General features: G+C 73.9%; 20 protein-coding genes. 7 read left to right on the plus strand and 13 right to left on the minus strand.

Annotation, left to right across the window (positions count from 1 at the left end):
- Positions 1-13: 13 nt before the first annotated feature.
- Positions 14-1,045, minus strand: a complete 1,032-nt coding sequence (locus ACFC1F_RS06845; protein WP_376156170.1) for a saccharopine dehydrogenase NADP-binding domain-containing protein — start codon at positions 1,043-1,045, stop codon at positions 14-16.
- A 97-nt stretch (positions 1,046-1,142) separates the two neighbouring features.
- On the opposite strand from ACFC1F_RS06845, the gene ACFC1F_RS06850 reads away from it, so the two are divergent.
- A complete protein-coding gene (locus ACFC1F_RS06850; RefSeq protein ID WP_209410386.1) occupies positions 1,143-2,090 on the plus strand; it encodes a helix-turn-helix domain-containing protein in 948 nt (315 codons plus the stop codon).
- Between the two features lie 134 nt (positions 2,091-2,224).
- Here ACFC1F_RS06850 and ACFC1F_RS06855 read toward each other — a convergent pair whose 3' ends face one another.
- Positions 2,225-2,431, minus strand: a complete 207-nt coding sequence (locus ACFC1F_RS06855) for a hypothetical protein (RefSeq protein ID WP_376156172.1) — start codon at positions 2,429-2,431, stop codon at positions 2,225-2,227.
- 349 nt (positions 2,432-2,780) lie between these two features.
- On the opposite strand from ACFC1F_RS06855, the gene ACFC1F_RS06860 reads away from it, so the two are divergent.
- Positions 2,781-4,124 (plus strand): FAD-dependent oxidoreductase, encoded by a 1,344-nt coding sequence (locus tag ACFC1F_RS06860; RefSeq protein WP_376156174.1) that lies wholly within the window; start codon positions 2,781-2,783, stop codon positions 4,122-4,124.
- A gap of 113 nt (positions 4,125-4,237) precedes the next feature.
- On the opposite strand, the gene ACFC1F_RS06865 is transcribed toward ACFC1F_RS06860, so the two are convergent.
- From ACFC1F_RS06865 to ACFC1F_RS06875, 3 genes are all read right to left on the minus strand, one after another.
- Positions 4,238-7,054: a molybdopterin-dependent oxidoreductase gene (locus ACFC1F_RS06865; RefSeq protein ID WP_376156175.1), complete on the minus strand. Its 2,817-nt coding sequence runs from the start codon at positions 7,052-7,054 to the stop codon at positions 4,238-4,240.
- Positions 7,051-7,875 (minus strand): xanthine dehydrogenase family protein subunit M, encoded by an 825-nt coding sequence (locus tag ACFC1F_RS06870; protein ID WP_209410383.1) that lies wholly within the window; start codon positions 7,873-7,875, stop codon positions 7,051-7,053. The genes ACFC1F_RS06865 and ACFC1F_RS06870 overlap by 4 nt, the downstream gene beginning before the upstream one ends.
- Before the next feature lie 104 nt (positions 7,876-7,979).
- A complete protein-coding gene (locus ACFC1F_RS06875) occupies positions 7,980-8,168 on the minus strand; it encodes a hypothetical protein (protein WP_376156176.1) in 189 nt (62 codons plus the stop codon).
- Between the two features lie 317 nt (positions 8,169-8,485).
- Between ACFC1F_RS06875 and ACFC1F_RS06880 the strand changes: the two genes are divergently transcribed.
- Positions 8,486-9,577, plus strand: a complete 1,092-nt coding sequence (locus ACFC1F_RS06880) for a vWA domain-containing protein (RefSeq protein ID WP_209410381.1) — start codon at positions 8,486-8,488, stop codon at positions 9,575-9,577.
- A 225-nt stretch (positions 9,578-9,802) separates the two neighbouring features.
- On the opposite strand, the gene ACFC1F_RS06885 is transcribed toward ACFC1F_RS06880, so the two are convergent.
- The 3 genes from ACFC1F_RS06885 to ACFC1F_RS06895 form a co-directional block, all read right to left on the minus strand.
- Positions 9,803-10,264: a hypothetical protein gene (locus ACFC1F_RS06885; RefSeq protein ID WP_376156178.1), complete on the minus strand. Its 462-nt coding sequence runs from the start codon at positions 10,262-10,264 to the stop codon at positions 9,803-9,805.
- Between the two features lie 112 nt (positions 10,265-10,376).
- Positions 10,377-11,249, minus strand: a complete 873-nt coding sequence (locus ACFC1F_RS06890; RefSeq protein ID WP_376156180.1) for a BTAD domain-containing putative transcriptional regulator — start codon at positions 11,247-11,249, stop codon at positions 10,377-10,379.
- A 300-nt stretch (positions 11,250-11,549) separates the two neighbouring features.
- Entirely contained in the window at positions 11,550-14,546 is a 2,997-nt protein-coding gene (locus ACFC1F_RS06895) for a BTAD domain-containing putative transcriptional regulator (protein ID WP_376156182.1), read from the minus strand.
- Positions 14,547-14,678: 132 nt separating this feature from the next.
- Here ACFC1F_RS06895 and ACFC1F_RS06900 point away from each other — a divergent pair, with 132 nt between their 5' ends.
- A complete protein-coding gene (locus tag ACFC1F_RS06900) occupies positions 14,679-16,097 on the plus strand; it encodes a BTAD domain-containing putative transcriptional regulator (RefSeq protein WP_376156183.1) in 1,419 nt (472 codons plus the stop codon).
- A gap of 40 nt (positions 16,098-16,137) precedes the next feature.
- Here the strand turns inward: ACFC1F_RS06900 and ACFC1F_RS06905 are convergent, their stop codons facing one another.
- Positions 16,138-16,611 carry a hypothetical protein gene (locus tag ACFC1F_RS06905; RefSeq protein ID WP_209410376.1) on the minus strand — a complete coding sequence of 158 codons (474 nt, stop codon included), beginning with the start codon at positions 16,609-16,611 and terminating at the stop codon, positions 16,138-16,140.
- 265 nt (positions 16,612-16,876) lie between these two features.
- A complete protein-coding gene (locus ACFC1F_RS06910; RefSeq protein WP_376156185.1) occupies positions 16,877-17,245 on the minus strand; it encodes a hypothetical protein in 369 nt (122 codons plus the stop codon).
- A 283-nt stretch (positions 17,246-17,528) separates the two neighbouring features.
- Here ACFC1F_RS06910 and ACFC1F_RS06915 point away from each other — a divergent pair, with 283 nt between their 5' ends.
- Both ACFC1F_RS06915 and ACFC1F_RS06920 read left to right on the plus strand, forming a co-directional pair.
- Complete coding sequence (locus ACFC1F_RS06915) at positions 17,529-18,026, plus strand: hypothetical protein (RefSeq protein WP_376156187.1); 498 nt, start codon at positions 17,529-17,531, stop codon at positions 18,024-18,026.
- Positions 18,023-20,272 (plus strand): M48 family metalloprotease, encoded by a 2,250-nt coding sequence (locus tag ACFC1F_RS06920; RefSeq protein WP_376156188.1) that lies wholly within the window; start codon positions 18,023-18,025, stop codon positions 20,270-20,272. The genes ACFC1F_RS06915 and ACFC1F_RS06920 overlap by 4 nt, the downstream gene beginning before the upstream one ends.
- Positions 20,273-20,358: 86 nt before the next feature.
- Here ACFC1F_RS06920 and ACFC1F_RS06925 read toward each other — a convergent pair whose 3' ends face one another.
- Together ACFC1F_RS06925 and ACFC1F_RS06930 are read right to left on the minus strand one after the other, a co-directional pair.
- Positions 20,359-20,607, minus strand: coding sequence for a hypothetical protein (locus ACFC1F_RS06925; protein ID WP_148646576.1), 249 nt, complete (start codon positions 20,605-20,607; stop codon positions 20,359-20,361).
- A 329-nt stretch (positions 20,608-20,936) separates the two neighbouring features.
- Positions 20,937-21,338, minus strand: a complete 402-nt coding sequence (locus tag ACFC1F_RS06930; RefSeq protein WP_376156190.1) for a RidA family protein — start codon at positions 21,336-21,338, stop codon at positions 20,937-20,939.
- A gap of 94 nt (positions 21,339-21,432) precedes the next feature.
- Between ACFC1F_RS06930 and ACFC1F_RS06935 the strand changes: the two genes are divergently transcribed.
- The gene (locus ACFC1F_RS06935; RefSeq protein WP_376156192.1) at positions 21,433-22,407 is read left to right on the plus strand and encodes a helix-turn-helix transcriptional regulator; all 975 of its coding nucleotides are present in this window, start codon (positions 21,433-21,435) and stop codon (positions 22,405-22,407) included.
- A gap of 330 nt (positions 22,408-22,737) precedes the next feature.
- On the opposite strand, the gene ACFC1F_RS06940 is transcribed toward ACFC1F_RS06935, so the two are convergent.
- The gene (locus ACFC1F_RS06940) at positions 22,738-25,419 is read right to left on the minus strand and encodes a glycosyl hydrolase (RefSeq protein WP_376156261.1); all 2,682 of its coding nucleotides are present in this window, start codon (positions 25,417-25,419) and stop codon (positions 22,738-22,740) included.
- Between the last annotated feature and the right edge of the window lie 317 nt (positions 25,420-25,736).

Consider the following 25,736-nt stretch of genomic DNA (forward strand, 5'->3'; position numbering starts at 1 on the left):
CGCGGGCGGCCCGTCAGTGCGGGAGCTCGACCGCCAGGTGCGGGGCCAGCGACCGGAGGAAGTCCGCGGCGTCGAACATCGCGCCGGCCGAGGCCAGGCCCGTGGTCCGGGTCCGCCCCGCCAGGATCCGGCGGACGGCCTCCACCGCGAGCGGCGCGGTGATCGCGTAGATGTCCCGGCCGCGGGCGGTGGCGCGGCGCTCGACGCCGTCCGCGCGGACCAGCACGTCGACGACGAAGGTCTGGTCCGACCGCCCCAGGTCGTCGACCGCCTCCGGCGCCGGCGTGTCCTCCCCCGCCAGGTCCCGCGCCGCCTCGACGGTCATGTGGGTGCGGACGTCCGGCACGGCCAGGTGGCTGGGCACGGTGACGACGTCGGCCATGGTGAACTCCGCGACCACGGCGCGCCGGCCCAGCGGCTCCGGGAAGTGCCACTCCCGCTCCGACGCCTTGTCGTCGTGGTACTGCAGCGCGCCGTCCGCGAACCGCACCCGGCGGCCCGCGCGACGCCGGTGGGACACCTCGCCGGCCGTCCGGGTGCCCGGCGTGGGGTGCCAGCCGCTCAGCCCGTACGCGACCTCCACCGTTTCCGCCGCCGTCCACTCCCCCATCGCCGCGGTGACCAGGAGGTCACCCAGCCCGCCGTAGAAGGCCATCGCCGGCACCACGGGCGTGCCCGTCCGCCGGGCCGCCTCCGCGTGGTCGGCGAACATCGCGGCGTTCGCCTCGATCTCCGCCGCGACGTCGACGTACGGGATCCCCGCACGCAGGGCCGCCTCGACGACCGGCCCTCCCGTCACCGCGAACGGCCCGGCGCAGTTGACGACGGCCGCCGCACCCGCGAGGGCCCGGTCCAGCGCGTCCGGGTCGTCGACGGCTGCGGGCCGCACCACCACGTCGCCCCACTCGGCGGCCAGCGCCTCCAGCCGGGCCGCGTCACGGCCGGAGACCACGGCGGCCAGGCCGCGCCTGCGCAGTTCCGCCACCACGAACCGGCCGGTGTGCCCCGTCGCCCCGTAAACCACCACTGCCGCCGTCGTACTCATCGTTCCCCCGCTCTCGCCGTGCTGACGGATTCAGTCTGGCCGCCGGCCGGACCGGAGCGTGATGGTCCGGAAGGACGCCACCCGTACACTTTCGGACATGCCCACCGTCGCGCTGCTGACCGTCGGTCACCTGCTGCACTTCGAACTGGCCGTGGCCCACGAGATCTTCGGCAACCCCCCGCGCGAGGTCACGGAGGGCTGGTACGACGTCCTGCTCTGCGGGCCCGGGCCGGTGCGGGTCGGCCCGTTCACGGTCGAGCCCGACCACGGACTGGAACGCGCGGCCGGGGCGGACACCGTGATCGTGCCCGCGTGCGCCGACATCGACGAGCCGCCGCCGGCCGAGCTCGTCGAAGCCGTGCGCTCCGCCCACGCGGCGGGCGCCCGGGTCGCCTCGCTCTGCACCGGGGCGTTCGTGCTCGGGGCCGCGGGCCTGCTGGACGGCCGGCGGGCCACCACGCACTGGGCCCACGCCGCGGAGCTGGGCGCACGCCACCCGCTGGCCCTGGTCGACCCCGACGTGCTCTACACGGACAACGGCAGCGTCCTCACGGCTGCGGGCAAGGCCGCCGCCGTGGACCTCTGCCTGCACCTCGTCCACCTCGACCACGGCGCGGCCGTCGCCAACTCCGTCGCCCGCCGTCTCGTCATGCCGCCGCACCGGCCGGGCGGCCAGGCGCAGTTCGTGGCGACGCCGGTGCAGGTCACCGGCGAGCACGTCCTCGCCGACCTGCTCGCCTGGGTCCTGCAGCGGCTCGACCGGCCGCTCACGGTGGCCGACATGGCGCGGCGGGCGAACACCAGCCCGCGCCACCTCGGCCGGCAGTTCCGGTCGGTGACCGGGCAGCCGCCGCTCCAGTGGCTCCTGACCCAACGCGTGCGCCGTGCCCAGGAGTTGCTGGAGGCCACCGACCAGAGCGTCGAGTCGGTCGCCGTCGCGACCGGCATGGGGACGGCCACGACGCTGCGCCGCCAGTTCAAGCGGGTCGTCGGCGTCCCGCCCGACACCTACCGGCGCTCGTTCCGCAGCGCCAGGCCCGCCTGACGGCGCCGGAGGCCCGGCGTCCCCCGGGACGGGCGGCCGCGGGCACGCGCCGGTGCAGCGGCGGGCGGCACGGCCCGGCGGCACAGCGGCCCGGCGGCACGGCGGCCCAGCGGCCCGGCGGCACGGCGGCCGCGTCAGTCGAGGTACTGCATCGCGATCCGGCAGTGCGCCGCCCGGCCGCGTGGCTGCCCGGAGGAGGACGGCCGGTCGCCCTGGACCGACCGGAGTGCGGCGGCCGGCTCCCCGTCCGGTCCCGCGTCCGATCCCACCTCCGGTCCCGCGGCCTGCTCCCCGGCGCGCGGCGGGGCCTCGACGGCCACCAGGATCTGGCTCTCACTCATGGGGACGGCTCCCTCGGATCGGCGGAGGCGGTCTCTCCGCACCCGCCGTTCCAGTGGACCCCCGGTCCGCCCCGGCCGCCGCCGGTCTTGACGCGCGGCCTACGCGCCGGCGCACGTCCTTGACGGCTTCCTGACGACCGGCCGCCGGTATGGGCGCGCGGTCGGCGGGGTAGGCACCCGGGGCTGCGCCGGGCCCGCGGAGCACCTCCTGGCCGGGCTCCCGGTGACAGCGGGCTCGTCGAACAACCGTCCGTACCTCGATCGGGTGAACCTCACCGCCCGCCCGGGCGTGGCGCGGACGGCTGCCGCAAGGGTGAACCCGGATCAGGAACTGGTTGGCGGAGGTTGCATGGGCAAGAAGTACGCAGCGGGGAGGGCCGTCGTCATCGGCGGCAGCTACGCGGGGCTCGTGACCGCGCGCGTCCTGGCCGAGTTCTTCGGCGAGGTCGTCCTCGTCGAGCGGGACGCCGTCGACGACGACACCGGAGCCCACCCGAGCGCGCCGCAGGGCTATCACGCCCACGCCATGCTCGCCAAGGGCGGCGAGGTCCTGGAGAAGCTGTTCCCCGGGCTGCGCGACGAACTCTCCGCCGCCGGGGCGCCGGTGTTCGACTACGGGAAGGGGATCGACTTCCTGCTCCCGACCGGGTTCGCCCCGCGCGAGCGGACCGGGGTCATGATCCAGACCTTCACCCGCGACGAGCTGGAACGGCGGATCCGGCGCCGGGTGCTCGCCCTCCCCGAGGTCAGGCTGCTGCCCTCCACCCGGTGCGACGGGCTCCTGCGGGCCGCGTCGGGCCGGGTCACCGGGGTGCGCTGCGGCACGCAGGGAGCCGAGCCCGAAGACCTCACCGCGGACCTGGTGGTCGACGCCTCCGGCCGCACCAGCAAGCTGGAGGCGTGGCTGGCCGCGTCCGGGGTCACGGTGCCGCCGAAGAAGGTGGTCAAAGCCAAGATCACCTACACGTCGATGAACTTCGACCGGTCCGAGGACGACCCCGCCGACTTCCACGTCGCCTACCAGATGCTGTCCGCCCCCCGGGTGCGGCAGGCCGGCGTCCTGCTGGCGGTCGAGCGCAACCGCTGGACGTGCTCCCTCTTCGCCTTCGACGACGAGCCGCCCACCGACGACGACGGCTACCTCGGCTTCGCCAAGGGCCTGAAGAACCCCCGCCTGGCCGAGCAGATCGGGCGGCGCACCGTCCAGGAGACCGTTCACCGCTACACCAACCTCGACAACCAGTGGCGGCAGTTCCACGCCGTCAGGAACTGGCCCGAGCGGCTCATCGCCCTCGGCGACGCCGTCTGCGTCTTCAACCCCGTGTACGGCCAGGGCCTGACGGTGGCCGCGCTGGAGGCCGACCTCCTGCGCGGGATGCTCGCGCAGCGCGGGCCCGGGGAGGGGCTGGACGGTCTCGGCCCGGCCTACCAGAAGCGGCTGGGCCGGCTCCTGCTCCCGCCGTGGACGTTGTCCACCAACTCCGACCTGATGTGGAACCCCACCAACCAGCCGCTCAGCGCGCGGATCGCACACTGGTACAACGACCGCCTGTTCCGCGTCGCCGTGAGGGACGCGGGCGTCTGGGCGCGTTTCGTCCGGGTCGTCAACATGACCGCCTCCCCCGCCACGCTCTTCCACCCGTCCGTCGCACTGAAGGTCCTCACCGCGACGACCACCCGCGGCCGGCCGTGAGGCGGCGCGGCCCCGACGGCGGCGCTCGTTGACGGTGCTCGTTGACGGCACTCCTTGTGGACGGCGGCCGGGGCGACGGACCGGACGTCGGGCCGCCGCCCACGAGGGCACCGTCAACGAGCGGTGCCCGGACGTCTGCGGTGCTCGTCGAGGGCCCGCCAGACCTTGTCGCGCAGGAACGGCGCCTCGGTGAAGCGGATGCCGGTGGCGTCGCGCAGGGCGTTGGCGAAGGCGGGCGGCACCGGGTTGAACGGGCTCTCGGACATCGACTTGGCGCCGAGCGGGCCGATGGCGTCCGAGGTCTCCGAGAAGTGCACCTCGGTGCGCGGCACGTCCGCGAACGCGGGCAGCCGGTAGCGGCGGAAGGCCGCGGTGGTGACCTCGCCGCGGCCGTCGACGAGGACCTGCTCGAACAGGGTGGCGCCCAGGGCCTGCGCGACACCGCCCTCGACCTGGCCGCGGCACTGGAGCGGGTTCATCACCTTGCCGGCGTCGGCGCCGTGGACGCTGCGCAGGATGCGGATCTCGCCGGTGTCCGGGTCGACGGCGATCCGGAACCACTGGGAGTTGAAGGCGACCGAGCGCGGCGAGCCGCCGAAGTGGCCGTCGGCCGAAAGCTCGACGCCCTTGCCGCGCGCGGCCTCGAAGACCTCCTTGAGCGCGACCGTCCGGCCGTCGCACTCCACCGAGTCGGCGGTGAGCCGCAGCAGGCTCCGCGGGGTGCGGGCGTACTCCGCGGTGAAGGAGAGGATCTGCTCGGCCAGCGCGTTGGCCGCCTTCATCACCGCCTTGCCCGCGACCACCGTGCCGGCCGAGCCGAAGGCACCGGTGTCGTGGCGGACCACGTCGGTGTCGGACTGCCGGACGGCGATCCGGTCGACGGTGGTGCCCAGCGCCCCTGCGGTGATCTGCTTGTGCACGGTGGTGGTGCCGTTGCCGAACTCCGCGGTTCCGACGGCGATGTCGTACGTGCCGTCCTCCAGCAGCTTCACCGTGGCGTCGGCGATGTGGCCGCCGGGCGGACCGCAGGCGATCGCCGCCATGGCGAACCCCTGGCCCACCAGCCAGCCCTCGGGGGCGAGTTCGGCACTGGTGTCGTTCGCGAGGGCGTCCCGGACCACACCGAGGCACTGGTCGAGTCCGTAGCTGGCGATGTGGAGGTCCTCCTCCTCGCCGAGCGGGCCCTCCATGTGCTCGCCGGGCCCGATGACGTTCCTCTCGCGCAGCACCAGCGGGTCGACGCCGAGCCGCCGGGCGAGTTCGTCCATGGCCGACTCGACGGCGAAGGTCACCTGGCCGAGCCCGTAGCCGCGGAAGGCGCCGGCGGGCACGCCGTTGGTGTAGACGGAGTAGGCGTCGACCTTCTTGTGCGGAGCGCGGTAGACGCCCATCGACTCGCCGACGCTGTGGAACATCACCGCCGGCCCGTGGTTGCCGTACGCACCGGTGTTGGCGACCACCCTGAACTGCACGGCCGTCAGAGTGCCGTCCCGCTTGGCGCCGAGCTTCACGGTGATCCCGAACGGGTGCCGGGTGGTGGCGCCGTAGAACTGCTCGCCGCGGGTGAACTCCAGTTTCACCGGACGGTGCAGCCTCATCGCCGCGAGGACCGCGATGTCCTCGGTGAGCATCTCCTGCTTGCCACCGAACCCGCCGCCCACCCGGCCCGCCACCACGCGGACCTTCTCCATCGGCAGGTCGTACAGGTCGCAGAGGGCGCGCCGGGTCAGGAACGGCACCTGGGTGGACGAACGGACCACGATCCGCTCCCCTCCCCCTTGAACGCTCTCCCCGTTCTCGCCGTTCTCGCCACTCTCCGCGTTCTCCCCGCTCTCGTCGGGGATCTCCTCGAAGTAGACGACGCAACCGTGCGTCTCCAGGCTGGCGTGCTGCACCCGCTGGGTCCGGAAGGTCTCCTCGTAGACCAGGTCGGCCTCGCGGTAACCCTGTTCGACGTCGCCCAGCTCGCCGTGGGCCTCGCCGCAGACGTTGTTCCCGGCGCGGGCGATGCGGCTCTCCGGCCCCTTGGGGTGGATCACCGGGGCGCCCGGCAGCATCGCCTCCTCGGGGTCGAGGACGTACGGGAGTTCCTCGTACCCGATGACGATCCTGCGGCAGCCCTCCTCGGCGGCGCCCTCGCTCTCGGCGACCACCGCGGCGACCCGCTGCCCGACGAAACGGACCACGTCGTCCAGGACCCGGGTGTCGTCCGGGTCCTCGGTGGGGTGCTCGTGCCGGGCCGAGGAGTAGAGCTTGTCCGGTGCGTCCTCGTGCGTGAACACGGCGACCACCCCGGGCACCCGCAGCGCCGCCGAGGTGTCGATCGAGACGATCCGGGCGTGCGGGTGCGGCGAGCGCAGCAGCTTCATGTGCAACAGCCCCGCGACGTCGAGGTCGAAGGTGTAACGGGCGGTGCCGGTGACCACCTGCGGCCCGGCCGGCGCGCCGAGGCTGCGGCCGACGGCCTGCCCGGCACACGGCCGCTCGGTGTGCCGGACCCCGCGGATCGCGTCCTCGATCGCCCGGTAGCCGGTGCAGCGGCACAGGTTGCCCTTCAACCCCCTGGGCAGGTCCGCGAGTTTGTCCTCGTCGAAGGCGGCGGCGGAGGTGGTCATCAGCATGCCGGCCGTGCAGAAGCCGCACTGGAAGCCCTGGGCGTCGAGGAACCTCTGCTGCATCGGGTGCAGTTCGCCGTCCTTCGCCAGGCCCTCGACGGTGGTGACCGAGCGCCCCTCGGCGCGCAAAGCCGGGTAGAGGCAGCTGTGCACCGGCTCGCCGTCGACCTGGACGGTGCAGGCGCCGCAGTCGCCGGCGTCGCAGCCCTTCTTCACCCCGAACCAGCCGCGCTCGCGCAGGTAGGTGCGCAGGCACTGCCCGGCCCTCGGTTCGGCGTCGAAGTCCTCGTCGTTGACGCGGATGGAGAAGCTCATCGCCCGGCCTCCTCGACCAGCTCGCGGCGGATCTCCTCGGCGAAGCGGTACGTCATGTGCCGCCGCCAGGCCGGGAGTCCGTGGATGTCGTCGAAGTACTCCTCGGGCCGCACCCCGTGGGTGACCGCCTCCCGCACCGCCTCGGCGTTCGGCGGCACGGCGAAGCGCAGCTGGACCGGCCGCACCGTCGAGGCGGTCACCGTGAGCGCCAGTTCGCCGTCGATCGGGTCGCGGGCTCCGATCAGCAGCGCCCCGGAGCGGCCCAGCCCGTACAGCGAGGCCTGCCGGAAGGCGGTGCGGCTCGCCAGCGCCCGGGCGGGCACGGTGATCGAACGCAGCAGCTCACCGGGCCGCAGGTCCTTCACGCCGGCGCCGACCACGAAGTCCTTCACCGGCACCTCGCGCACCTCCCCGCTCTGCGCGAGCAGCAGGCAGACGCCGTCGAGGGCGGCGGTCAGCGAGATCATCGGCCCGGCCGGCAGCCCGTTGCACAGGTTGCCGCCGACCGTCGCCATGTTCCAGATCTTCCAGGAGGCCAGGAAGGCCCGGCAGCACTGCTCGAACAGGGGTGCCGCCGGCCAGTCCGCCCCCTGGGCGAAGCGGGAGAGCTGGGCGATGGTGCAGGTCGCGGCGATCTCCAGATCGCCGTTCGCGGTCATCCGGACCGGCTCCCAGCCCATCCGGCTCAGGTCGATCAGCCGGCGGATGTGCGGCTGCGGCTCCGAGAACAGGTACGTCCCGCCGCCGAGCCAGGCGTCCCCGGGCCGCCATGTGCCGCGACGCCGCGCGTCGCGCATCTCCACCACCGTGTTCAGGTCCACCTGCAACCACCGTCCCGAGACCGTTCAGTACGGCGATTGAAGCAACGCCCGCAGGCGGGGACGAGTGGGTTCGGGCACCACTCCTCCCCGCCCGGACTGGAGGATCAGCCAGGGCGGGCGCCCGGCCCGTCCGCGACGGCGCCGGGCCCGCACCGCCCTCGGACGGCGGCGGGCACCCCGGCCACCCGGTCCGAGCCGTGGAGGCCGCCGGCCCACTGCGGCGCCTTGCCGCCACCGTCCGCGACGAGCTGGACGTCGGCCGCGAGCAGCTCCCGCAGGCCGTCGACGTCCACCTCCCGGAAGGCGTCGAAGAACCGTCCGGCGGGGGGTGTCGTTCCGAGCGCGCGGTAATCGGAATTCCGGCGCCCTTCGCAAATTCCCGCTCCCCGGAGAAACCAAGGAGAAGGCGCTGTCCGACCCGCACCGCCGACTGTCCGTCCGTCAGCACCCGTCGTCTTGCCAAATGGGCGGTCGGCGGCGGTCGGCACCCATGAATCCGCAGGTCGGACGGACTGTCAGTGCCTCACCGTAGTGTGGAGACATCGTTGGAGGGGGCGCCGGAAAAGGCGTCGGAAACGGCGTCGAAAAAGCGCTGGAAAAGGGTGGAACCATGTCTTCGAACAGGATCAAGCACAAGGTCAACCACGTCTCGCTCGTGGTCGACAAGTCCGGCTCGATGCGCCAGCACGAGGCCCAGCTCGTCCGCGTGGTGGACGAGTTCGTGAAGGGCCTCCAGGAGGAGTCCGACCGACTCGGCCACGAGACCCGCATCAGCCTCTACGCCTTCGACCACCAGGTGCAGAACCTGGTCTGGGACATGGACGTCAAGCACCTGCCGTCCCTGCGGGGCCTCTACGGGGTCGACAACGGCGCCACGGCGCTGATCGAGTCGGCCGTGAAGTCCATCGACGACCTCAAGAACATCTGGGAGGGGTACGGGGAGCACTCCTTCCTCCAGGTCGTCGTCACCGACGGCGAGGAGAACGCCTCCGGCTACTCCGAGACCGGCCAGATGCACACCCGCATGGCCTCCCGCAAGGGCAGCACCGTGCTGCGCACGTGGATGGACCGCATCCAGGGCGCCATGGACGACCTCCCCGACCACTGGACCTCGGCGATCCTCGTCCCGAACTCCCTGGCCAAGCGCACCGCCCAGGAGTACGGCTTCCCCGCGGGCAACATCGCGATCTGGGACGCGGACTCCAGCAAGGGCGTCGAGGAGGCCATCGGCACCGTCAAGACGGCCGCGACGAGCTTCCTCCGGGGCCGCGAACAGGGCGTGCGCGGCACCAGGAACCTGTTCACCATGGGCCAGGACCTCAGCGCCACCGAGGTGAAGGCCAACCTCGACGCCCTGGACGCCGGCAAGTACATCCTGATCCCGGTCGACCAGCAGCTGCCGATCCGCGAATTCGTCACCAGCGCCGGCCACCCGTACAAGACCGGCTGCGCCTTCTACGAGCTGTCCAAGCGCGAGAAGATCCAGGGCAACAAGCAGCTCGCCGTGGCCGAGAAGGACCCGGCCACCGGCCGGATGACCGGCAGGGTGTTCTCGGGCCCGGCCGCCCGCCAGCTCCTCGGCCTGCCGAAGTCGGAGGCCACCGTGAAGCCGGGCGACAACCCGTCGTACACCGTGTTCGTCCAGTCGACCTCCGTCAACCGGAAGCTGGTGCCGGACACCAAGCTGCTCGTCCTCCTGTAACCGGGATCCGCGCTGCAACCGGGGTCCGCGCTGTAACCGGGGTCCGCGCTCCGGCCGAGCCCCTGCCCGGGCGCGCCACCACCATCCGGGCACACGCCTCGGCACCGGGGCCCCGCCGGCTCGGCTCCGGCCCACCGGCGGCATCCGTGCCACGCCGCCCGGGGCACCCCCTCCGAGGGAGTACATCCGGCCTCGGCAGGGCTCGGACGCCCGACGAGCCTCCGGTCACCGTCCGAGGTGGTCGGCCAGGGACTCGATGGTGCGGCGCCGCGCGGTGTACATCGAGGCCGCCGAGCCGTCGACGAAGTGCAGCCGGAACCGGGCCATCGCCTGCCACCTCGGGCGGCGCTCGATCCGGGCGACGAAGTTCCGGGGCACGTGCCACAGCAGCCGGCCGGGCTTGCGGACGTCCAGCGTCGCAACGACTGCGGTCCGGCGGTCGGTGACCACCAGCAGCCTGACCATCGTGCCGCCCTGCGTGGTGGGGAAGCCGTCCGCCAGGCTGCCGGTGCCTCCCGACACGCCGCCCAGCTGCCCCAGCGCGTTGCCGACCTTTGCGCCCACACCGTGCCCGACGCCCTTGGCGCCCGCCACGGGTACCACCGTCGCGACGTCGAGCAACTGCTCGCCGGGCTCCAGCAGCCGCTCCAGGGCGGGGCGATAACGGTTCATCAGTATCTCTGTCACCGCGGCAGAGTAGCGGGCGGCGATCACCCGAGGTCAGGCGGGCCTCCGGGCGCGGCAGGGCCCCGGTTCCCCGGCCGGGGGCGCTCACCGGGACCCCTGCGCAGCAGCTCGCTCACCGCGGCACCGGATCGTCGCGCAGGACCTCCGCGTGGGCCCGCCGCAGGTGTCCGCCCGGGTCGATCCCGAGCCTGTCCCGCAGGACCGCCCGGGCCTCGTGGTAGGTGGACAGCGCCTCCGCGCGCCGGCCGCTCTGGTGCAGGCCGGTCATGAAGAGCGCGCGGAGGCGCTCGTCCAGCGGGTGCTCGGCGACCAGGCCGGACAGCTCGGCCACCGCCGGATCGAGCCTGCCGAGGGCCAGTTCGGCGGCGAGGCGCATGACCAGGGCCGAGAGCCGCAGGTCGCTCAGGTGGGTGCGGTAGCGCTCGGCGTGCTCGCCCGGCACGCCGCCCAGCGGCATCGTGTCCCGCCACAGGCCGAGCCCTTCGCGCAGGTGCCGGACCTCGGCGGCCCGGTCGCCCGATTCCCTGGCCGTGCGGGCGAGTTCCAGCGACCGGCGGAAGGCGCCGAGGTCCAGCGCCGCCGACGGGAGCCTGAGGACGTATCCCCCGGTCACCGAGCCGATGACGGAACGCGGCTCGCCGCCCGGCGAGGTCAGCGCCCGGCGCAACCGGTAGACGTACGTGCGGACGATGGTCTCCGCCGTGACCGGTGCGCCGTCCCCCCAGATGGCGTCCACCAGCCGGCCGGTGGCGATGTAGGACCCCTCCTGCATCAGCAGGGCGGCCAGCAGCGCCCGCTGCTGGGGCTGGCCGAGATCCGCCTCGGCGTCCCCGTTCCAGGCGGTGAGCGGGCCGAGGACGGAGAACCTCGGGCCGTCCCGGTGTTCGGCGGAGCCCGCGGGCGGCAGGGACGGCGCCCGCGGCGGCGTCGGGACGGACCAGGGGTCCGCCGAGACCGGCCGACCCGTCATCAAGGTGTCCAGCATGACTTCGTGTTCTCCCGTCGTGTCGAACGTCGGAGGCTGGACCGTGTGCGCGCCGCCCGGGTGGGCGACGCCGGTTCCCCCGTCCTCCGTCGGGGCCGACCGGCCTGGTACCGCGCCGGTCGGCCCCTCTGGACGCCACGCTATGGACGCCCGGTGGACAAGCGATGGACGGGCGCGGCGGCGGGGTCGGGGCCGTCGTCGCGTCCTTCGGCATGTCCTGCCCACACCCTGCCGCGCGCCGGGCGTACGCCCTCGCACTCACCCCCGCCAGCGCCCCCGCCCCCGCCCGCCCCCGGCGCCCTACTCCAGGGCCGCCAGCAGCTCTCTGACCTGCGCCGCCTCCTCGTCGAGGCCCAGTCGCCCGTACACCTCCAGTCCCTCCGCCAGGCAGGCCCGGGCCTGGCGCGGGCGGCCGAGACCGGTGAGCGCGGTGCCGAGCGTGCGCAGCAGAGCGGCCTCCAGGGCGGCGCTGGTGCGGCGGGCGAGCGGGAGGACCGCCTCGGCGGCGTCGAGGGCGAGCAGCCAGCGGCCGGCCTCGGCGTGGATGCGGGCGGCGAGGTCGCCGGCCGCGGCCTCGAACACGGTGACCTGGAGGGCGGCGAACTCCTCGCGCGCACCGGCGGCATGGGCGAGCGCCTCCTCCGGGTCGCCGCACAGCCGTAGCACCCTGGCGAGGTAGTAGCGGCCGGTCGCGGCGGAGACCGGTCCGGAGCCGCTCATCAGCCGGGCGCAGCGCTCGGCCGCCTCCCGGGCCTCGGTGAGCCGGCCGGTGTGGGCGCAGCTGAACGCGAACTCGCCGAGCGCGCTGCCTTCGGAGCGTTCGGCGCCGAGTCGGCGGAACAGGTGCGCGGCGCGGCCGGCGTGCTCGGCGGCCTCGGCGTAGCGGCCGTGGATGCGGGCGTTGCCGCCGAGGGTGAGCAGGGACTTGGCGAGCACCCGCTCGGTCGCCTCGGACGTGCAGAGCTCGACGGCCCGGCGGATCTCCTCCTCCGACTCGGCGTAGCGGTTGACGTGCCAGAGCATGGCGCCGCGCAGGTACCGGGCGAGGGCGAGTGCGCCGTGGTCACCGCGCGCGGCGGCCTCCCGGGCCAGCCGCTCGGCGAGGTCGGCGATGACCGTGGTCTGGGTGCGCTCGGCGAGGACCGCGCCCATCCGGTCGGCGAGTTCGGCGGCGCGGTCGAGCGGCAGCGCCGGGTCGGCGCAGCTCAGGGCGATGGCGGCGGCGTGCACCTCGGCCTGTTCGCGCGTCCAGCGGACCGCCTCGGCGCCGTCGGCGAAGTCCCGCCCCGGGGAGTGGACGGTCACGCCGAGCAGGCTGAGCTCGACCGGGTCGGCCTTGCGGGCGGCGCGGTCGGCGTTGCGGGCGGTGGCGAGGCAGAAGTCGGTGAGCCGGCCGGCGGCGGCGGTGCGTTCGGCGGCGCCGTCCTCGGCGGCGAGCCGGCCGCGGGCGTAGGCGCGGACGAGGTCGTGGAAGCCGTAGCGGTCGAAGCGCGGGGAGTGCAGGAGGTTGAGGTCGACGAGGGTTTCGAGCAGCTCGCCGGTCTCGGCCTCGGGGCGGTCGAGCAGCGCGGCGGCGCAGGCCAGCGGGACGTCGGGGGCGTCGGACAGGGCCAGCAGCCGGAAGGCACGGGCGAGTTCGGCGTCGAGGCGGTGGTACGAGAGGGCGAAGCTGGCCTCCACGGTCCGTTCGCCGTCGCTGAGTTCGGCCAGCCGGTGTTCCCGGCGCAGCCCTTCGGCGAGGGCCGCCAGGGTGAGCGAGGGGTCGGCGGCGAGCCGGGAGGCGACGATGCGGACGGCGAGCGGCAGCAGCCCGCAGGCCCGGACGATCTCCTCGGCGGCCTCGGGTTCGGCGGCGGTGCGCTCGGCTCCGACGATGCGGGTGAGCAGTTCGAGCGCCTGCCCGGGCGGCAGGGTGTCCAGCCGCATGTGGTGCGCGCCGGCGAGGCCGCCGAGCCGGTGGCGGCTGGTGATGAGGACGGCGCAGCCCGCCGAGCCGGGCAGCAGCGGTTCGACGTGGCCGGGGGTGGCGGCGTTGTCGAGGACGACCAGGACCCGCCGCCCGGCGAGCGACGAGCGGTAGAGGGCGCTGCGCTCCCGGGTGTCCGGCGGGATCTCGGCGGGTGCCACGCCGAGGGCGCGGAGGAAGCCGGCGAGCACGGTGCCCGGGTCGGGCGGGGCGTCGTCGGCGCCGCGCAGGTCGGCGAAGAGCTGCCCGTCGGGGAAGCGGCCGCGCATCCGGCGGGCCACGTGGACGGCGAGGGTGGTCTTGCCGACGCCGCCCATGCCGTCCAGGGCGGAGACCACGACGGCCCGCCCGCCGGCGGCGGCGAGGCGGTCGGCGAGGACCTCGGCCTCCTCCGATCGCCCGGTGAAGTCGGCGATTCCGGAGGGGAGTTGGTCGGGCACCTGCCAGCTGTCGGCGGCCGGATCGGCGGCGTCGGCGCCGGTGGCGGCAGCCGTGGGCAGCAGGGCGGGGTCCTCGCGCAGGATGCGCAGCTGCAACGCCGCCGGGCCGTCCTCGCCGGGAAGGCCGGGAAGGCCAGGAAGGCCGGGCGGACCGGGCGGGCCGGGCGGGCCAGGAGGACCGGGCGGGAGTGCGGCACGGGCGTCCTCGTACACCGCGAGCGCCTCGGTCTTGCGGCCCGCCTGGTAGAGGGCGCGCATCAGGACGGCGGTGAGCCGGGGGCGGCCCGGGTGCTCCAGGGCCAGCGCGGCGGCCTCCGCCGTCAGGTCGGTGCGGTCGCCGAGTTCGGCGTCCAGCCCGAGCTGCGCCTCCTTGGCCGAGATCCGCTGCTCGGCCAGGCGGGCCCGGACCGCCTCGGCGTGCGGCCCGGGCAGTCCCGCCAGCGGTTCGCCGGTCCACAGCCGCTGGGCGCTCCGCAGCACCTCCCGCACCTCCTGCGGCGGCGCGTCGGCCTCCCGCAGCCGTTCGGCCTCGGCCAGCAGCGCCTCCCAGGCGGCCGCGTCCACCTCGGCCTCCGGCACCCGCAGGGCGTAACCGTCGCCGACCCGTGCCAGGGGCATCCGCCGAGGATCGTCCCCCGCGTACGGCCGGAACGCGGCGCGCAACCGGGAGACGGCCAGCTGGACGGCCTTGCGCGGGTCGGCCGGCTCGGCGCCGCCCCACACGCCCTCGACCAGGACCGAGGTCGCGACCGTCCGCCCGCCGGCGTCCAGCAGGACGGCGAGCACGGCCCGCTGCTGGGGCCGGCCCAGCTCCAGCTCCCGTTCCCCGTACCAGGCACGCACCGGTCCCAGCAGTCCGAACCGCAGCCCGGAGCCCCCCATGTCAGCCATCTACCGTCCCTCAAGAGTCGTCCGGCGCCGGGATCCCGCCATGTGTGTACGGCCAGTGACGCCCCCATACCCCGGTCACCTATGCTTCGCACAGATTGTGCACCGACGGCTCATGGCTTCGGGGGTGGGGGCATGGGGTTCGATTTCCGGGTGCTGGGGTCGCTGCGGGCCCGGCGCGACGGCCGTGAGCTCGATCTCGGCAGGCCGCAGCAGCGGGCCGTGCTCGCCGCCCTGCTGCTCGCCCCGGGCCAACTGGTGCCCACGGAACGGCTGGTCGAGGGGCTGTGGGGCGAGGACGACGCCCGCTGGCCGAAGGACCCGGCGGGCCAGATCGGCACCCACGCGCACCGGCTGCGCCGCGCCCTGGGCGAGCCGGGGCTGCTGGTGGCGGCGGCGGGCGGCTACCGGCTGGGGGTGGAGCGCGGCACCGTCGACCTCTTCCGCTACGAGGACGGAGTGGCGCAGGCGAGCGCGCTGCGTCAGCGGGACCCGGTGCGGGCACGCGCCCGGCTGGCGGAGGCGCTCGGGGCGTGGGAGGGGCGCTGCGCGCTGGACGGCGTGCCGGGCGTCTTCGCCGAGCGCGCCCGGGGGCGGCTGGCGGCGGGGCGGTTCGCGGCGGTGAAGGCGCTGCACGACCTGGACCTGGCGCTCGGACGGCACGCCGAGGCACTGCCCGCGCTGGACGCGTTGGCGGCCGGTCACCTGCACGACGAGGAGGTGCAGCGGCTGCACCTGCTGGCACTGCATCGCTGCGGCCGCACGGCTGAGGCGCTGGCGGCCTACGGGGCTCTGTGCGAGCGGCTGGACCGCGAGCTGGGGCTGGAACCGGCGCCCGCGCTCGTCGAGCTGGCCGGCCGGATCCGTCGCGGGGAGGCGCCGGTGCCGGCGCGGCGGCTGCCGCGGCCGTGCCAACTGCCGCCGGACATCCCCGACCTGGTCGGGCGGGCGGCGCTGGTGCGGGAGGCGGAGCGGGTACTGCGGGGCGACGGCGCGCCGGTCCTGGGCCTGTCGGGCCCGGCGGGCAGCGGCACGTCGGCACTGGCGGTGCACGTGGCCCACGTCGTCCAGGATGCTTTCCCGGACGGGCAGTTGTACGCGAGCGGCGACGAACCCGGCCCGGCGCTGGCGGGGTTCCTGCGGGCGCTCGGGGAGTGGCCGGCGGAGGGCGCCGGCCCGGACGAGCTGTCCGCGCGCTACCGGGCCGCGCTCACCGGGCGGCGGGTGCTGGTCGTGCTCGACGGCGTGCCCGACCCCGCGCCGCTGCTGCCCGGGGTCCCGGGCTGCGCGGCGGCGGTGGCCGGACCGGAGCCGGGGACGCTGCCCGCGGACGCCGTGCGGCTGGTGGTGGGACCGCTGGAGCCGCACGACGCCTACGAGCTGCTGGCCCGGATCGCGGGCGGCGACCGGATCCGTCAGGATCCCGCCGCGGTGGCCGAGGTGGCCGGCCTCTGCGGCCACCTGCCCGTCCTGCTGCGCACGGCGGCCACCCGCCTCGCGGCCCGGCCGCAGTGGTCGGTGGCCGACCTGGTCGGGTGGCTCGCCCGCGGATGACCCCGGCCGGCCGGAACGCGGCGCGGGGGCGCGCCCGTGGCTAGTACAGGTCGGACGACAGGGCCACGGAGGTGGGCGTGTTGGAGTGGGGGGTCCGGCCGCTGTCGCCGTCCCAGTAGACGACGACGCTGCCCGCGTCGTTGACCGTCAGCTTGGCGTGCGGGTGCCCGTACGTGCCGAGGTTCCAGCAGGGGTGACCGTCGGCGGCGTAGACGACGAGGTTCCCGTCGGTCTGCATGACGGCCTTGTAGCCGCAGCCGACGGTGTAGCTGGCCCAGACCGCACCCTTGCCGTTCTGGTAGATGACCAGGTTGCCGTCGGACTGCATGACCAGCTGGGTGGTGTACGAGTCGACGTGCCAGCCCGGGTAGAGCGGCTCGTCGTCCCAGATGGTGTGGGTGGTCGGGTTGTACGCCGCCTGCGCGCTCCCCGCCCCCGCCAGCGTTCCGGCCAGCGCCAGCGCGCCGGTCGCCATGCCGATGGCCATGTGCCGCAGCACCTTCGTCGCCTTCATGTCCCCGTGTACCTCTCTCGTGGTCTCGCGCCCGTGAACGTACGGGGCGCCCTGTGCGACCGATCATGGGCGAGCGCGGTAGACAAACGATGAACGCCTCCGTCAATCGGACGGACGACGGGGCGCCGGACGCCGTCGGCGGACCGGGAGGGCACTCCGGTCGACGAGAGGACGGAGGCGCTCCACGAGGTGGTGGCGTCCGGGAGGTCCGTCACCCTCGGGGCCCGCGCGTCCGCGACCCGCGCGGCCGGGCAGAGCCCCCTGATCAGGGGCGCGTACGGACGGTCATGCCTGGGCGGCGGCGGTGCACCGTCAGGTAGACGACGCCGTCCGGGCCGGCCGAGACGCCGCGCACCGCGCCGCGCGGCAGCAGGAGCACGGCACCGGACCGCAGGTCGTGGTCGGCGCCTGAGCAGCGCAGCGTCCCCTCGCCGGCGAGTCCCACGGCCAGGACGTCCAGATCGGGCTCGACGTGCTCGGGGACGGTGGCGTCCGGCCGCAGTCGCACCACATTGGCATCGAGCTGGCGCTGTTCACCGGTCAGCCGCCACAACGCTCCGGCCGCGTCGGCAGCGGCGTCGCGCAACAGGTCGTCCAGAATCACGCCGTCACCGGCGGTGCCCGAGTCCGTCATGCCGGACATCATCGCACCGCACCCCCGCGCTGCCCCGTTCCCCGTGACGAGGTCGCCGTGCCGTCCGCTCCGCCGACAACACCGTCACGGGGCACGGTCCGGGCCCCGACCCGGCGGTACGCGGAGGGCGCGCGGGGCGGGACGGAGGACGACGCCCGGGCCTGACGTTTCGGTGTCGGCCGGTGGTACGCACTCCAATTGACGTGTTGTCAGAAACCTTCTCGGCCTCCCGATCCATTCGGCATACTGGGCGGGCCGTGGAGATTCGTCGAACTGGGGTGCCATGGACTGGGAAGACGATCACGAGCTCGTCGCATCGCTGGCACGCTCCGCCGTCGCCCGGACCGCAGCCGACGAACTCCCCTTCTTCGAGCTCACGGCCGCCGGTTTCCTCGCCGGCTCGGAGCGCGCCCGTCGCACCGCCAGGAAGGACGAGCCACTCGGCTTCGGCGGCGACGCCGCGCTGGTCCTGATCAGCACAGCCGCCCTGACCGTCACCGTCGACGTCCTCAAGCAACTCAGCCAGTACTACTCCGAGCGCTTGGTCCAGGGTGCGGCTCGTCGGACCCGGGGGTGGTTCAGGCGCCGCTCCACCGCCGCCGCCGCGCCGGCCGGTGTACCGCTGCCACGGCTGTCGGCGGACCAGATCGCCGAGCTGCGCGAACTGGCCTACCGTCGCGCCAAGGACGCGCAGGTGCCGGACGCTTCGGCGGCGCTGATCGCCGACGCCATCGTCGGCGGCATCGTCACCCGGTCCGAGGCGCACGACGAGCAACAATGACGGCAGGGCCCGGCCCCCACCCGCGTCCCAACCCGTTCGCCGTGCCCTCCGGCACGGTCTCCCGGTTCGCCCTGCTCATCGTCTCGGCGTCCGCCGCCGTGACCGACTTCGGCCCGCTGCTGACGGGCCACCTGCTCGGGCTCGGTGGGGAGGACGGGCAGTCGACCGCGACCGACGACTGCACCCGCCGTCAGGCCGCCGAGGCCGCGCAACGCGCCGGCTCCTCGGGCTCCGGCATCTTCGACTCGGACCGTTGGCAGCTGGAGAGCTGCCCGCACTCCCCCGACGGGTTCTCCCCCTGGGCCGGTCTCGCGGCCCTGGCGGTGTTCTGGCTGCTGGTGCTGGCCTGCTACTGGTGGACACCGCTCTGGCGGATCCGCCGCCGCCACCTGCGGCCGCTCCCCGACGCGCGGCTGGCCGGCCTGGGCGCCTGCCTGGACGAACTGCGCCGCCTGGCCGGGGTCGGGGAACACGTCCACTACCTGGTGGACGCCCTCGACCCGACGGCCTCCGGCCTCGCCTTCGGCCGCCCGGGCCGACGGTACATCGTGCTCAGCGGCGGCATGCTCGCGCTGTTCTCCCGTGACCCGCAGGCCTTTCGCAGTGTCGTCCGACACGAACTTGCGCACCTGCGCAACCGCGACCTGGACATCACCTTCGTCACGGTTGCCGTGTGGCGGGTGTTCGCGGCGACCGTACTGCTGCCGCTCATCCCGATGCTGGTGTTCGTCCTCGCTCTCGGGCCGGCCGGGGGGATCGACCGGGCGAGAGCCACGCAGGAGCTCGGGCAACTGCTGCTGCTGGGGGCGCTGATCCCCTTCACCCGCAACGCCGTGCTCCGCAGCCGCGAACTGCACGCGGACGCGCGGGCCGCCGGGAGCGAGACCGGCCGGGCCGAACTGGCCCAGGTGTTCAGACGGCCTGTGAGCCGGCCGCCGGGCGGCCGGCTCCGGCAGCTGCTCGCCGTACACCCCCCGGTGCAGGCGCGACTGGCAGCCGTGGAGGACTCACGCGTACTGGTCCGGACGGGGTTCTGGGAGGCCCTGGGGATGGGCCTGGCCGTCACGCTCGCCTACGACGCGCTCATCGCACTCAGCGTCGGCCTGCTCGGCATCTCCACCGCGACCCCGGTCGCAGCAGCCCTGAGCGGAGTACTTCTCGCCACCGGCCTCAGCGCGAGCCTGTGGCGGGACGCCGTACGAACCTTCGTCGACGGCCTGCCGATGCGGTCCGCAGCCGTCGGATGGGGCCTCGCGTGCGGCCTCGTCCTCGGCTTCACCACGTCGAGGCGGCAGAGCGCGGACGCCGACGTGGCGCTGCGCGGGCCGGTCTCCGCGGTTGTCGTGCTCTGGATGGTGCTGGTCGCGCTCAGTGGCTGGCTGGTGGTCCGGTGGCTCGCCCTGATCGCCAGGACCTGGCTGCCGGTCGGCGCCGCGAGCCGGCGACCGTTGGCGACGTTCGCGGTCGGCGCCGCGGCAGGCAGCGTGGTGGTCACCATATGGCTGAAGATCGTTCTGCAAGTGCCCATATGGGCCAGCTTCATCGAAGCCCTGATCCTGCCCGGCGCCTCAGCGGTGGTGGTCCTGCTGGCCACCGTCGTCATGACCGTCGTCACCGATCTGGCCTCGGTCCGGATGGTGTTGCTCGTCCTCGGGCTCGCGCTGACTCCGGTGGTCACCCCGGCCCTTGGACGACTGTTCGTCAGACGGGGTTCGCACCGGGCGCCTGTGGTGCTCGACGTGGCCGCGCCCCACCGGCAGCCGAGCCTGCCCGCCGCCGAACCCGCCGCGGCGGTCGGCTTCGGCTTGCTCGTCGGGTTGTCGGCGTCGGCGCTCGCCGCGGTGCTCCAGGTCATGGCGGTGAACGGCACCGAGGACGGTGCCGCCGCGGGTGGCGGCGCCGTCTACCTCTGCGCGGCACTGGCGCAGGTGATCGCAGGCATCGGCGCCGGGCTGCGGGCGCCCGAGCTCCGGGTGGCGCACGCCGCGCTCGGTCAGATCACCGCACTGGCCGTGGTGCTCGTGGCCGGGACGCTGGGCGCCAGGTTCGTGAACTGCACGGCCTCCATCGAGCTCTGCGCGAGCGCGCCCGGTGCCGCCGAGATCTTGACCGGCGTGGCGCTCTACAAGGTCTGCCTGCCCTTCACCATCGCGGCGGCGGCAGGTCTCGGCCGGTGGCGAGCACGTGCCTCCCGCCAGCCGGCACCGGCTCCGCTCCTTCCCCACCGCCCCGACCTGCGCCCTTGACGTTCCAGGCCGACGGTCTCGGCGTGGACGCCCAGGTGAGCGCCGGGGTGACGCCGGGCAGGGCCACCCGGCGTCCATCCGGCCGGTCAGTAGAACAGGACGGAGAGGCGGGCGGTGTTCGGGGCGACGTCACAGAAGTAGGTGACCGCCTCCCCGCGGGTCACGTAGGCCCGGCCGGCGGCGTCGCACGCGGCGCCGCTCGGGTACATGCCGATGTAGGTGTATCCGGTCGTCCTCGTGGTGGACGCCTGGGCGGCGGGGGCGGCCATCAGGCCGCCCGCAACCGTCAGCAGTCCGGCCAGGGCCATGGTGGAAACCGCTTTGCGCAGTGCCATGTCGCTGTCTTCCTCCCCTTGGGCGAGCACGCCGGAGTCCGCGTCCCGGCGTTCGGCTGCGAGCCTTCCGGAATCCCCGATTCGAGGCAATGGTAGAGACCAATTTGGCAGGAAACAGTCGACCACCGCGACCTGCCTGACTCGGACAGGGCGCCAACCCCTTCGCCGCCGACGCCCGTAGGCGAGCCGCGTGCGCTCGCCTACGGGACGGGTTCTCGCCAGAGCGACGCGCCGCTCCGGAGCTTCGCGTCCGATGACGCCCGTTCACCTTGCCGCGCCACCCCGGCGCTGCAGCGCCGGGCAGCGCCGGGCAGCGCCGGGCGGCGACGTCAGCGCCGGGCGGCGACGGCCTCCACCTCGAACAGCACGTCAGGCGCGGCCAGGCTCGCGACACCGATGAGCGTCTGCGTGGGCGGCTTCGTACCCCAACCCTCCTGCACGGCCCCGGCGATCGGTCCGAGCTTGCTGACGTCATGGTCCACCACGTACGTCCTGAGCTGCACGACGTGGCTGAGGTCGAGCCCGTGGGCGGCAAGAGCGACGCCGACGTTGCGGAACGCCTGCTTCACCTGCTCGGCGAAGTCGGTGGAGACGACGGCGCCGTCCGGGCCCGATCCGTACTGGCCCGCGACAAGCACGAGTTCCGTACCTGCGGGGACGGTGGCGGTGTGGCTGTAGCCGAACGGGACCGGGTCGTGCAAGCCGTCCGGATTGACGATGGCGTGTGCCATGCGGGTCACCTCTCGTGTGCGATGGGCCTGTTGTGCTGAAGCCTCGCAACGATTCACGACATCGTGGTGTCGTGTATTCCGGTAGCGTTTTCGCGTGCGCGCCGATCGGTTGGTCTCCCTGGTACTGCTGCTGCGGCAGCACGGCCGGCTGTCCGCGGCCACGCTGGCCCGCGAACTGGAGGTGTCCACCCGCACCGTGCTGCGCGACATCGACGCGCTGTCCGCAGCCGGTGTCCCGGTCTACGCCGAACGCGGCCGGCACGGCGGTTTCGCGTTGCTGCCCGGTTTCCGGACCGAGCTCACCGGACTGAACCACGACGAGGCCCTTGCTCTGCTGGTCGCCGGATCGCGGCGCGGCGCACAGGCGTTCGGCCTCGGTTCGGCGCTCGCCTCGGCGATGCTCAAGGTGGTTGACGCGCTGCCCGCCGGCTATCGGGACACCGCGGCCGGCGCGGCTCAGCGACTGCTCATCGACCCGGAGACCGACCTCCTCTCGCGTCGGCTGGTCGTCGAGGAGGTGCCCGACGCCATCGTGGCCGCGGTCCTGCGCGCGGTGTTCGCCGGGCGCAGGCTGCGCATCCACTACGCGGCCGTCGACCAGCCCCCGCAGTGGCGCACGGTGGACCCGATCGGCCTGGTCACCGTGCGCGACCAGGGCTACCTGCTGGCCACGAGGTGCGGCGCGGACCGCACCTACCGGCTGTCCCGCATCCTGGCCGCCGAGGAACTCGACGAACCGGCACAGCGACCGGAACGGGTCGACCTGGACCGGGCCTGGCAGGAACGCAGCAGGCGGTTCCGGACCGGCGGCGACCAGGTCACCGTGCTGGTACGGGTGGACCAGGCGCGGCGGGAGGACCTGGTGGGCACCGCGCTGGCCGTCCTCGCCGAGGAGGCCGACCCGGACGGCCGGCTGCGGCTGGAGGTGACCTTCCAGGACGCGCGACACGCCGAATGGGCGCTGTGGCAGCTCGCCACGAGCGCGGAGGCCCTGGCCCCGCAGTGGCTGCGGGACTCCCTGCACAACCGCGCCACCGCGATCGCGACCTGCTACGAGGTGTCATCCTGAGGCCGGGGGGCCGACACCCCGCCAACTGCCCGTCAAGAACCCCGGATCCAGCCGCCATGGCCGCCTCGACCTCCAGTTGATCAAGGCGGCGCCGAAGGCCCAGGGGGAGACCACCCGGTTGCGCAGCGACCGGCCCACAGCGCTCCGCCTCCCCACTCGCCAGCCGACAGGCCGACGGCGTGCCGTCCGCCGGCCTGTCGGTGCATCCGGTCTTCCCCTCCCCCAGCCCAACCGGCTCCGACGACGCTGCCCGGCTCGGTCGCGGCGAGCGGGCCGGGCAGCGGGCCGGGCAGCGGGCCGGGCAGCGGGGTGGTCACCGCGACCAGCGGATCAGTCGTCCGTCTCGTCGTAGCGGCCGTGGCCGAGGCGGCGCAGGTCGAAGGACCAGATGCCGCGACCGAAGGTGGCGGCGTAGAGCTTGCCGTCGGGGCCGGTCTTCAGCTGCTGAACCGAGGTGGTGGGCAGGTTGCGGCCGAGGATCCGCCAGTCGCCGGTGCCGGGGGCGCGGTAGAAGGCGGCGAGGTCGGTGCCCACCGCCAGGCCGTCGTTGGGGAGGATCTTGACCGAGGTTGCGGGGACGTCGGGCAGGTTGGCCGAGATGTCGGTCCAGGTGGCGCCGCCGTCACGGGTCTCGAAGAGGTGGCCGACGCCCGCGCCGGGGCCCTCGGTCCAGGTCCGCGAGAAGCCGTTGAAGGCGACCAGGACGTGCCGGGCGTCCTTCTCGTCCACCGCGAAGGAGGAGATGTACCGGTTCGGCAGGGTGCCGTCGACGGGCAGGTCGAGCTGGTGCCAGCCGGTGCCGTCGGTCTTGCCCACGGCGATGCCGCGGCTGAAGCCGACGTTGTTGCAGGGCCCGCACCAGCCGGCGTACACCGTGCCGCCGACCGTCGCGACGGCGGTGGCGACGTGGCCGTCACCGAGGTCGTAGGCGGAGGTCCACTCGCTGCCGCTGCGGATCGCGTAGCCCTTGTGCTGCACCCAGACGTGCCGGCCGCCGGCGATCCAGGTGTTGCCGTCCTTCGGGTCGCTGGTGATCGGGGCGATGAAGCGAGCCGCGCCGGTGTCCTTGTCCGGCGGGGCGACCTCGTAGGAGGTGGCCTTGCTCGGGTCCTTCGTCCAACTGCCGTCGTTGACCGCGCAGTTCTGGGTGACCCACATGTCGAGGTAGACGTACTCCTCGGCGATGTTGCAGCCGTTGGCCGGGTCGACGAGGGTGTCCGCGCCGTCGCCGCCGAAGTTGGAGCCCATCACCTTGTCGTGGGCGCGCAGGATCGACTGGCCGTTGTCCTGCAGGCCGCCGCTGACGATCACGCCCCGGCCCGAGCGGTCCGCCGGGTCCTTTCCGACGCCGACCGAGTAGTACTGCAGGGTGTCGATGGTGCCGTCGTTGAGCGGCGTCCAGTCCTTGGCGTGCCCGTACGCGTCCAACTGCCCGTTGGTCGGACGCCGGTAGATGCCGCCGTCGTTGCCGACGTAGACGGTGGCCTTGCCCTGGAAGCCGCCGAAGGCGACGGCGTGCTGGTCGGAGTGGGTGGTCGGCGAGCAGTCGCCGGTCTGCTTGGCCGGGTCGATGCTCCAGCACGGGAAGCCGTTGTTCCAGTACGGCCCGACGGTGGCCCACGTGGTGCCGCTGTCGGTGGTCTCGAAGACCTCCTCCAGGCCCGCGTAGACATGGTCAGGGTTGGCCGGGTCGACCTGGAGGAACTGGTTGTACCAGGCCTGGATGCCGGGCTGATAGCCGGCGTCCTGCAGCGCGGAGCCGGAGTTCTTCAGCTTGTCCTTGTCCGCGATCTGGGTCCACGGGCCGAACGGCGAACCGGACTTGGAGACGTAGATGCCCTTGAGTCCGGTGTCCGGGTCGCTCGCCATGACCGCCGGGGACTGGTCGATCGCGTAGTAGCGCGAGCCGTCCGCCGAGCGCGCGAAGGTCACGTTGCCGACGTTCGCCGCATCCGTCGGCAGGTCGCCGAAGGGGCCGACGCGCTGCCAGGTGCCGTCCGCGGCCTTGCTGTAGAAGCCGTTGTAGGTGTCGCCGCTGCGCCAGCCCACCGCCAGGACGACCTTGTCCGGGTCCTTGGGGTCGATCGCAACGTCGTTGGCGATGTTCTTGTACGGCGCGGCCGGGTCCCCGGCCTTCGAACCACCCGGCAGGTACTCCGGGTTGGGCGCGAACTCCAGCGTCCACGGGCCCGACAGCGTGGTGGCGGAGTGGCTCCAGACCCCCCGGCTGGTGGCCGCCCACACCTTGCCGCCGCCGAACCGCAGTGCGTGGATGATGGTCGACTCCAGCTCGGCGCCGCCCACCCGGTTGCCCGGCTGGAACTCACCGTGCCTGGGGTCGGAGAGCACGTACACGCCGGTACCGACGTACGAGGTGGCACCGGTGTTGGACTCACCGGTGGCATACCAGAGCCGGCCGCCCGCGTCGAGGTCCAGGGTGCCGGTGGACAGCGTGGGCAGCCTGTCGGCGATCGGCTCCCAGTGGCCACCGCCGGTGCGGGAGCGGAACACCCCTCCGTTGGCCCCGCCCGCGTAGACGTAACCGTCCTTGTCGGCCGCGATGCCGGTGATCCGGCCCGTCACCATCCCCGAGCCGCCGCTGGAGTTGGAGTTGACGTCGCGGTAGCGCGGATCGTCCGAGTTGTACGGCTTCTCGGTGACGTGGTCCCAGGATCCGGCGGTGTGCGGCATCGACTGGAGCTGCGCCCAGGCGGCGCCGTACGCGCCGGGCGCGACGACGCCGGGGGCGGTGCGCGCCTCGGTGTACTGCGCGGTGCCTTCGGCGGAGTTCTCGGCCTCGTCGCCCTCGTCCTCGCCGCCGCCCTCGGCCTTGGGCTTGGCGGTGAACGCCTGGCCGGCGGCGGCCTTGTCCCGGATCTTCTGGGCGTGCTTCTGGCCGGCCTCGGTCAGGCGCTGGACGGGCACCGGCTTGGCGCCGGGCGCCGCCGGCGCGGGTGCGGCCAGGGCCTGCGTGGCGGTCAGTCCGAACGCGGTGAGCGTGACGGCGGACATCAGCAGCCGTCGTCGTTGCCTCTTGGGCACGATGCGGTCCTCCCCATAGGGCCGGTCACGCGCGGTCGCGCGCCCCGGCGAAGCAGAGTGAAGCCTGACGCCTGTCATGGCACCGCGGGAAGTGGGCTGCGCGTAATGGGTGGTTAAAGATCCTCCCCACAGCACCAGTTGGGGAGAGCCCGTGTCGGGCCGGGACGCGGGGGTGGGGGGGGGGGCGCCCCCCGCCCCCCACCCCCCCCCCACCCGCCAGACCGAAAAAACGTATGGGCCCCCCCCCCCCCCCCCCCGGGGCCCCCAATCGGAGGTTAAAAAAAAAA

Origin of the sequence: Kitasatospora sp. NPDC056181 (assembly GCF_042266225.1) — a bacterium.
Taxonomy (GTDB): domain Bacteria; phylum Actinomycetota; class Actinomycetes; order Streptomycetales; family Streptomycetaceae; genus Kitasatospora.

Bases quoted from the DNA above. Each gene is read 5' to 3' on its own strand.
- ACFC1F_RS06915 (WP_376156187.1), top strand. From the start codon at position 17,529: ATGGACTGGGAAGACGATCACGAGCTCGTCGCATCGCTGGCACGCTCC.
- ACFC1F_RS06850 (WP_209410386.1), top strand. From the start codon at position 1,143: ATGCCCACCGTCGCGCTGCTGACCGTCGGTCACCTGCTGCACTTCGAA.
- ACFC1F_RS06905 (WP_209410376.1), bottom strand. From the start codon at position 16,611: ATGAAGGCGACGAAGGTGCTGCGGCACATGGCCATCGGCATGGCGACC.
- ACFC1F_RS06890 (WP_376156180.1), bottom strand. From the start codon at position 11,249: ATGCTGGACACCTTGATGACGGGTCGGCCGGTCTCGGCGGACCCCTGG.
- ACFC1F_RS06920 (WP_376156188.1), top strand. From the start codon at position 18,023: ATGACGGCAGGGCCCGGCCCCCACCCGCGTCCCAACCCGTTCGCCGTG.
- ACFC1F_RS06910 (WP_376156185.1), bottom strand. From the start codon at position 17,245: ATGACGGACTCGGGCACCGCCGGTGACGGCGTGATTCTGGACGACCTG.
- ACFC1F_RS06865 (WP_376156175.1), bottom strand. From the start codon at position 7,054: ATGAGCTTCTCCATCCGCGTCAACGACGAGGACTTCGACGCCGAACCG.
- ACFC1F_RS06880 (WP_209410381.1), top strand. From the start codon at position 8,486: ATGTCTTCGAACAGGATCAAGCACAAGGTCAACCACGTCTCGCTCGTG.
- ACFC1F_RS06895 (WP_376156182.1), bottom strand. From the start codon at position 14,546: ATGGCTGACATGGGGGGCTCCGGGCTGCGGTTCGGACTGCTGGGACCG.
- ACFC1F_RS06930 (WP_376156190.1), bottom strand. From the start codon at position 21,338: ATGGCACACGCCATCGTCAATCCGGACGGCTTGCACGACCCGGTCCCG.
- ACFC1F_RS06860 (WP_376156174.1), top strand. From the start codon at position 2,781: ATGGGCAAGAAGTACGCAGCGGGGAGGGCCGTCGTCATCGGCGGCAGC.
- ACFC1F_RS06940 (WP_376156261.1), bottom strand. From the start codon at position 25,419: ATGTCCGCCGTCACGCTCACCGCGTTCGGACTGACCGCCACGCAGGCC.
- ACFC1F_RS06855 (WP_376156172.1), bottom strand. From the start codon at position 2,431: ATGAGTGAGAGCCAGATCCTGGTGGCCGTCGAGGCCCCGCCGCGCGCC.
- ACFC1F_RS06925 (WP_148646576.1), bottom strand. From the start codon at position 20,607: ATGGCACTGCGCAAAGCGGTTTCCACCATGGCCCTGGCCGGACTGCTG.
- ACFC1F_RS06900 (WP_376156183.1), top strand. From the start codon at position 14,679: ATGGGGTTCGATTTCCGGGTGCTGGGGTCGCTGCGGGCCCGGCGCGAC.
- ACFC1F_RS06845 (WP_376156170.1), bottom strand. From the start codon at position 1,045: ATGAGTACGACGGCGGCAGTGGTGGTTTACGGGGCGACGGGGCACACC.